This is a genomic window from Bacteroidota bacterium, assembly GCA_017303975.1.
Taxonomy (GTDB): domain Bacteria; phylum Bacteroidota; class Bacteroidia; order JAFLBG01; family JAFLBG01; genus JAFLBG01.
Genome location: JAFLBG010000047.1, coordinates 20,428 through 28,840 on the forward strand (window position 1 = coordinate 20,428; position 8,413 = coordinate 28,840).

At 39.6% G+C, this 8,413-nt stretch carries 7 protein-coding genes; 1 reads left to right on the forward strand and 6 read right to left on the reverse strand.

From position 1 onward, the window contains the following. Positions 1-89 precede the first annotated feature (89 nt). The 6 genes from J0M08_12990 to J0M08_13015 form a co-directional block, all read right to left on the reverse strand. Entirely contained in the window at positions 90-3,497 is a 3,408-nt protein-coding gene (locus J0M08_12990) for a methylmalonyl-CoA mutase family protein (GenBank protein ID MBN8703976.1), read from the reverse strand. A gap of 272 nt (positions 3,498-3,769) precedes the next feature. After that, complete coding sequence (locus J0M08_12995) at positions 3,770-4,162, reverse strand: hypothetical protein (protein ID MBN8703977.1); 393 nt, start codon at positions 4,160-4,162, stop codon at positions 3,770-3,772. A 119-nt stretch (positions 4,163-4,281) separates the two neighbouring features. Further along, entirely contained in the window at positions 4,282-5,583 is a 1,302-nt protein-coding gene (locus J0M08_13000) for a type II toxin-antitoxin system HipA family toxin (GenBank protein MBN8703978.1), read from the reverse strand. Next, a complete protein-coding gene (locus tag J0M08_13005; GenBank protein MBN8703979.1) occupies positions 5,583-5,933 on the reverse strand; it encodes a helix-turn-helix transcriptional regulator in 351 nt (116 codons plus the stop codon). Before J0M08_13005 ends, J0M08_13000 begins: the two co-directional genes overlap by 1 nt. Positions 5,934-6,211: 278 nt before the next feature. Next, a complete protein-coding gene (locus J0M08_13010) occupies positions 6,212-7,048 on the reverse strand; it encodes a hypothetical protein (protein MBN8703980.1) in 837 nt (278 codons plus the stop codon). Between the two features lie 40 nt (positions 7,049-7,088). Beyond that, positions 7,089-8,042, reverse strand: coding sequence for an acetyl-CoA carboxylase carboxyltransferase subunit alpha (locus J0M08_13015; protein ID MBN8703981.1), 954 nt, complete (start codon positions 8,040-8,042; stop codon positions 7,089-7,091). Between the two features lie 113 nt (positions 8,043-8,155). Between J0M08_13015 and J0M08_13020 the strand changes: the two genes are divergently transcribed. After that, positions 8,156-8,413: hypothetical protein (locus tag J0M08_13020; protein ID MBN8703982.1), on the forward strand; the 258-nt coding region annotated here is incomplete at its 3' end.

The window sequence follows — 8,413 nt, forward strand, 5'->3', positions numbered from 1 at the left end:
TATTCTCAATAATTTAAAAATTTTCTAAACTAAAATTCCTCCGAAACTTCTCTTACATCTGCCAGTGGGCGGATCTACGGATAGTATATTTACATATTTCTTCGATATTGCCCTCCGACCTCAAACAGCGCAGCGGTAATTTGCCCTAAGGAACAATACTTTCCGGCTTCCATTAATTTTTCAAAAATATTTTTGTTTTGAATAGCGGCCGATTGAAGATCGCTGAGTAATTGTGCTGTTAATGATGAATTTGATTTATGCAATTCACTCAACATAGTTATTTGATATTCTTTTTCCTCTTTCGTTGCACGTATCACTTCCTTCGGACTAATAGTTGGAGAGCCTTTTGAAGATAAGAACGTGTTTACTCCAATAATTGGAAACTCTCCTGTATGTTTTAATGTTTCGTAATACAAGCTCTCTTCTTGTATTTTTCCTCGCTGGTACATGGTTTCCATCGCGCCTAATACACCACCTCGCTCGGTAATTTTGTCAAACTCGCTTAGTACAGCTTCTTCCACTAGGTCAGTCAATTCTTCAATAATGAACGAGCCCTGCAACGGATTCTCGTTTTTAGCTAAGCCCAATTCTTTATTAATGATAAGCTGTATGGCCATTGCCCTGCGCACGCTTTCTTCTGTAGGTGTGGTGATGGCTTCATCATAGGCATTGGTATGTAACGAATTGCAATTATCGTATATCGCATACAGCGCTTGTAGTGTTGTACGTATGTCGTTAAAATCTATTTCTTGTGCATGCAGCGAGCGGCCCGATGTTTGAATATGATACTTCAACATTTGCGAACGTTCGTTGGCTTTGTATTTGTATTTCATCGCCTTAGCCCAAATGCGCCTTGCCACACGGCCTATTACAGCATATTCAGGGTCAATGCCATTGGAGAAGAAGAACGATAAATTCGGAGCGAATTTATTGATGTCCATCCCACGGCTCAAATAATATTCTACATAGGTAAAACCATTTGCCAAGGTGAATGCCAATTGTGAAATAGGATTGGCGCCCGCTTCGGCAATGTGGTAGCCACTTATAGAAACCGAATAAAAATTGCGAATGTCTTTATCAATAAAATATTGTTGTACATCGCCCATCAAGCGCAACGAAAATTCGGTGGAAAAAATACAGGTGTTTTGTGCTTGGTCTTCTTTTAAAATGTCTGCTTGAACAGTACCGCGCACTGCTTTTAAGGTGTCGGTTTTAATTTTTTCGTACACATCTTTTGGTAAAACTTGATCGCCCGTAACACCAAGCAGCATGAGCCCTAGGCCATTGTTGCCTTCTGGAAGAACACCCTCCTGACCTTCCTCAAGGGAGGAAGTTTGATAGGTAGGACGTTTGGTGCCCTTCTTTTTATAAATATCTTCTATCTTTTTTGTTACTTCTTTTTCAAGTCCGTTTTGTTTGATGTAAATTTCACATTGTTGATCAATAGCCGCATTCATAAAAAATGCGGTAAGCACTGCTGCCGGACCATTAATGGTCATGGATACAGAAGTAGCAGGATCTGCAAGATTAAATCCGGAGTACAATTTTTTGGCATCATCCAAACAACAAATAGAAACACCTGAGTTTCCTATTTTTCCATAAATGTCCGGACGATACTCTGGGTCTCTTCCGTATAGTGTAACGCTGTCGAAGGCTGTGGATAAGCGTTTGGCAGGCATGTTTAGCGAAACATAATGAAAGCGTCTGTTGGTACGTTCTGGTCCGCCTTCTCCGGCAAACATGCGTGTTGGGTCTTCGCCTTCGCGCTTAAAGGGGAATACGCCTGCAGCATAAGGGAATTCACCCGGTACATTTTCCGATAAGTTCCAACGCAAAATATCTCCCCAACCTTTGTAGCGAGGTGTTATCACTTTCGGGATTTGCAGGTGCGATAAGCTTTCTGTGTGTGTCTTAATTTTTATTTCCTTGTCACGAACTTTATACACATAAAATTCGTTTTTGTAATTAGCTACTTTAGCATCCCAGGTTTGCAGTATTTTCTTGCATTGCCCATCCAACTTCAGTTCTATCTCTGCATAGGTTTCTTCTAGTTTTTTAATCAGTCTGTCTTTATCGTCAATACTGGTTTCTCTAATCGACTCAATTGATTTTTTGATACCAAATAGTTTGTCGGCAATTTCGCATTGTTCGCTTACCCACTTGTCGTAATTTCTGTTATTCTCCGATATTTCGCTTAGGTAGCGGGTTCTGGCAGGCGGTATGATAAATATTTTTTCCGACATTTCTCCTGTTGCCAATAAAGAGGAGTGGAGCGCGATTCCTGTTTTCTCTTCAATCTTTGCCATTACAGCCTTGTATAAGGTGTTCATGCCTGGATCGTTGAATTGAGATGCGATGGTGCCGAATACTGGAAGTGTGCTGTCGTCTGCATCCCACAGCTGTCTATTGCGCTTGTATTGTTTTTTTACATCGCGTATCGCATCCAATGCGCCTCGTTTGTCAAATTTGTTTAAGGCCACAACATCTGCAAAGTCCAGCATGTCAATCTTTTCGAGCTGAGTAGCAGCGCCATATTCAGGTGTCATTACATATAGCGATACATCCGAGTGATCCAATATTTCTGTATCGCTTTGCCCAATGCCCGATGTTTCTAAAATAATTAAATCATACCCTGCTGCTTTTACAATGTTTACAGCTTCTTGCACGTATTTAGATAATGCTAAATTGCTTTGTCGTGTAGCTAACGAGCGCATGTACACACGGTCGTTGCTAATGGAATTCATGCGAATTCTATCGCCTAGCAAAGCCCCTCCTGTTTTGCGTTTCGAAGGATCTACAGAAATAATAGCAATGTTCTTGTCTTTAAAGTCTAATAAAAATCTGCGAACCAATTCATCTACTAGAGATGATTTTCCAGCTCCTCCTGTTCCGGTAATTCCCAAAACAGGAATCTTTTTTGTTTTTGCTATTGCATCAATTTCTTTGATGAATACAGCGGACTCAGCAGGGAAATTCTCGGCTGCCGAAATAAGTTTGGCAATTGATTTAGCTTCTTTTTTATCTATGTGTTTTACTTCTCCATTTAAATTGGTGCCAGTCGCAAAATCACATTTTTCAATCATGTCGTTGATCATGCCTTGCAGGCCCATGGCGCGGCCATCGTCTGGAGAATAAATGCGGGTAATGCCGTATTGGTGAAGCTCTTCAATCTCAGCAGGTAGAATGGTTCCACCACCGCCACCAAATATTTTAATTTGTTGACATCCTTTTTCCTTCAGCAAATCGTACATGTATTTAAAAAATTCTACGTGCCCGCCTTGGTAGCTCGTAATAGCAATGGCTTGCACATCTTCTTGTATGGCGCAATCAACAATCTCTTTCACGGAGCGGTCGTGCCCAAGGTGTATAACCTCTACGCCAGTTGCCTGAATAATCCTGCGCATAATATTAATGGCGGCATCGTGCCCATCAAATAAGGAAGCAGCCGTTACAATACGAATTTTGTTTTTGGGTTTATAAGGAGCAATGGTTTGCATAGTAGTATTTTAGTTATAATGTACAAATTTAACCTAAATGGTGAATTAGAAAAAGGGTTTTGTAGGTGGCGGAGAAATGACTGATGTAGGCGAATTGGTCACTTGTTGGTGACAACACCAACAAGGGCTAAAAGCACAGCTTACAAGAAATATTACGCACTAAGCTCCATCTCACTGCCTTGTCTTCAGCTTAGCGCGTACGGGGGGCGCTAAGCTAAGGTTGGGTTGCAGCTCGTCAGCCCGTTTGATTTTGGCCGCTGTTATGGCCAGGTTTATTTTTTTATTGTTAACCTCCAGTCAAGTTTGTCTGCTCGATAGAGTGTAGAATAGATTGCATTTTTCCCTCGTAAATATATTGTGTCTGAGCCAAACACCACTATTAACTTTTCTATTGTAAGGTCTGTCGGCTCAGGGGTATAGTTTGCAATGATTTGTCCGATATAAATATATTGGTTTGAGTCTAACGTTAATTTATTCCATTTCTCACCTTTTATTTCCACCGTTTTAATTTCCAAGGGAGATGTGATTTCGATATCTCCAGAATGATTATAAAATAAATCAATTTTGTCTTTCGTCTTGTTCTCTAACTTGATGCTGTGAACTGGATCGCATGAGCCAAGAGTTAACAGAAAAGATAACAATAAGAGGAGTTTGTATGTGTTCATGTCAAAATTTGGTCATAACTTGCAGATTTGCGCAAGCGTATTTGTAAACGTTTGTAAGTATTTATAATTAGTTTTAATAGTACTTTTTGTTAATCACAACATAGTTTAAGTTACTAAAATTAAAGAACGTTATTATTCTCCAATGTTTTTCCTATCGCCTTCATCAATTTTTTATTCACCTTTACTTTTTTTGCATAGTGCTCCCAATTGCTTACTACTTCTGCAATTTCGGTAATTAGTGCATCTGCTTTTTTTATGTTCATTTGCTTTGCAACAGCAAGTAAATCTGTTCGGGTAATGTTTTTTCTTTTCCCATTTACACTTAACGATTGTTGGCTTACCCATTCACTTTCTGGGCGGTAAGCGTGGCAAATATCATAGGCCGGAGATAGTTGCCATTTGCCGGTTTTATCCATCAAGAAGGCAAAGTTTTTGGTGTGGTCGTCACAATTTCGTGCCAGTACATTAAACACCATTCGCCTGTAAAGCTGCTCTGCTTGCGGGTAAGGTAAGCTTAGCATACGCATGGTTTCAAACAGTTGTTCGTAACTGTATAAAGTAATATCGTTAAAATCATAATGCTGCAGGGCGCAAAAGCTTTGCATGTGGAGCTTTTCGTTATTGGGTAATCGGTCGAATCGCTTGGTCATAAAGTGAGCGCGGCCGTTTTCTTCTAGTAGCCTGCTTTCCATCATTTCAATGCCGGCATCTTTAGCCATTAAGTAGTAAGCCATCTCTACGCGCCCATAACCGCTCGATGCACCAAATTGCTTATCGGTAACGCCATCAAATTTTATTATCCAATGCGAGAAGCCTTTCGGTGCATCGGCTTGTCCGCTTCGTATTTCCTTTGTTTTAGGGTTGTAGGCTATCAATGCTTTGGCTCTGGCGCCCCCGGCAGATGTGCCTATTTTTAAAATATCTAACAACGCTTTTTCTTCATTCTTTTTAAGACTGCTGCTAAAATCTTTTCTATTGTGTATTATTTTTTCTGCTATAGCTACTAAACTGCTTATTTCTAAGGAGGTTGCTTGGCTCTTATCTTTTGGTATAGCAGGTTCAAACTCCAATGCTCCAACTCCACGTGTGCCAATAAAACAAAGTAGTTCTACCGGATTTAAACTATCGCTAGGCCTGCCTTGGGTTGTGAGCCACGCATTAATTAATGCATTTCCATATTTGTCGGGCAATACATCTGCCAACAATCCTGGTAATCCCTTAAAGGTAGCGCTCTCTTTATTTTCAGTGAACGAGAATACAGGCTTGCGAGTATTCCCAATAGGCATTTTAATGGGGGATAAGTCTAGCTTTTTGGTCAGAAAAGCTGCATCGTACTCAAAATAGCCTAGCCCTGTTGCGGAGTCCCATACAACAGCTCCTACACGGTGTTCCCATATTTTTACAAAAGCCGTTGTTATCATTACCAATCGGTATTACGTTTTTTGCTTATGTTTTTTCTTTTAGAAGCTCGTTTGTATTGGGCTTGCGCTTGCTCAGCTAATAAAATAGGGCTTATTTGTTGTTTTACTTGAAACGCGTCCAATGTGTTCAATAGGTTAAGACTTCTCAGTAATCGAATAAATGTAAGCAAGTTGCCGCTTTTTCCTTGCTCTAAATCTACCAGTGTAGAGCGGCTTATGCCGGTGTTTGTAGCCAATTGATCTTGTGTTATATTCTGCTCCAGTCGATGGTGTTTTATGTAACTACCCAGCATACCAACAATAGCACCATCGCTCATAGCCAACCAATTTATGTATGAAAAATCAGTCATTATGTGTGTTTTTGATAGTTAATGTATGAATTATACTACAAATATACGCTTTTTTTACTTGTTTTTCTAGTTAAAGTTGTATTTTCTCAATTGAGCGCGCAGCAGTAGCTGCTTGTCGATTTTCTATTTTTACAGGGCTCAACTTTTGGGGGAGCTTACACGTCTGTATTTGGCTAGGTTTGCGCCATAAAGTGGCTATTATTTTTCATCTATTTATTTCTAAAAACAAAACGTCCTGCTAATTAGCAGGACGTTTTGTTTAACAAGTAGTATGTTTTTTACGAAACAATTTTGTTTCGTAAGGGTGTAATTGCTTCTTTTATTTTTGCCACATTTTCTTGGTTAAAATCTTTTGTTTTAGCTAGTGGGTCAATAATGTCTCGCAATTCTTTTAATTCTTTTGATAAATTAATGCAATCTTGGTTTTTAGGGAAGTGCGATAAGAAGTCTATCACATAAGGCAATGCATTTATGTGCGAATAAATTTGATCGTATGCAATTGCATTTTTATCGTCTTTTGGTTTTCCGCCAATAATGTCCGAAGCAATGTACAATCCTTCTACCCATCCACCTGCAACAACAAGTGTTGTAACTTCCACTCGGTCGTTTGATCTTAAATTGCGTTCTGCTTTATCGTACGCTCTATCAATTAATCTTCTTACGGTGTCTTCTTTTCCTATATTTTCAGAAACAGCTTTCATAAACTCCGGGTCAAATGCGCTATCTATGCCAATAGATTTAGCCAATTTGCTCATTTGTGCCATGTAATCAATTACATCTTGGTTTTGTTTGTAGGCAGTTGCATAGCCCAAACAAGCCCCGTATCCGCCTAAATTAGCCGCTTGCTGAAATTTAGAACTATACGAAGATGCTTTAGAGGTAGAGTTCATCGAGTTTTTATTGTAATTGTACCCTGCTTTTGATAGAACAGAGGTTAAATCGCTAGGCGATGGAATGCTGCCTCGTAAAATGGTCATATCGCCTCTTACATCTTGGCTAAGCGTATCTGTGGTTGTTTGTACATCTACTACTTGTTCTTCTTTGTTTCCGCCACATGCACTCATTAATAGAGTAGCACCTAAAATTACGAATACACTTTTATTTACTTTTATCATACGATTGTTTTGTTTTTGCTTTGCAAATTTACTACATCTATTACTCATTGACCACCCCCATGGCCGAAAATTTTTCAATTCTTTTGTTTATTCGGTCTTCCGGAGATAGTTTTTTAAGGTCTTTGTACTGTTTAAGTATTTCATTTTTTACCGTTTCAAAAATCTGGCTAGGGTTAGAGTGTGCACCACCAATAGGTTCCGGCACTATTCCGTCTATCAGTTTTTGAGCCATCATGTCGTTGGCAGTAAGTTTTAAGCTGCTGGCGGCTTGTTCTTTAAAATCCCAACTGCGCCATAGGATAGATGAGCATGATTCCGGAGAAATTACCGAATACCAGGTGTTTTCCAACATCAATACTTTATCGCCAATACCAATGCCCAACGCACCACCCGATGCTCCCTCGCCAATAATAATACATATTACCGGCACTTTGAGCTGTGTCATTTCTAATAAGTTTTTTGCAATTGCCTCGCCTTGCCCACGCTCTTCTGCTTCTAAGCCGGGGTAAGCTCCGGGAGTATCAATAAACGTAACAATGGGTCTGTTAAATTTTTCGGCTAGCTTCATTAATCGCAACGCTTTGCGGTATCCTTCCGGATTAGGCATCCCAAAGTTGCGGTACTGACGCATTTTGGTGTTGTTGCCTTTTTGCTGACCAACAAACATAAATGTTTGGTCGTTTATATTTCCAAAACCGCCAATCATTGCTTTGTCGTCCTTTACAGTTCTATCGCCATGCAGTTCTATAAATGTATTGTTTGTTATAGCTTCTATGTACGATAAGGTATAAGGGCGCTCCGGATGTCTAGAAACCTGCACTCGTTGCCACGGTGTAAGGTTTTGGAATATTTCCTTACGCTTTTCTTGAATTTTATTTTCAAGATCGGTTACAGCTTTCGAAACATCGATCTTTCCCTTCTCGGCCGCTTGTTTTATTTTATCAAGTTGCTCTATAAGCTCCCCAATGGGTTTTTCAAAATCTAAGTATGTCATGGTGTTTTATAAGGTGGCAAATTTACAAAATTAAATTTGATTAAAATATTTTGTTTGTGCCTGATAATAAGCTTGTTGTATTTGGTTTTTTATTCGTTTGCCTGTAAAATGATTTGTTTGATATTGTTTACATTTGCGCTATGCTGGCTTTTTCTAATTGTAAAATTAATTTAGGTTTAAATGTAGTTGAAAAACGTGCAGATGGATTTCATAACATAGAGAGCGTTTTTTTGCCTATACAACTAGCCGATGTGGTTGAAATAATTGATCACACCGATTTTTCGTTGTCTGTTTCTGGATTAGCAATTGATGGTGATGTCCACCTGGGTCGGGTCGGTCTGCCCGCCGGCGGCGCCGGCAACGACGATGGG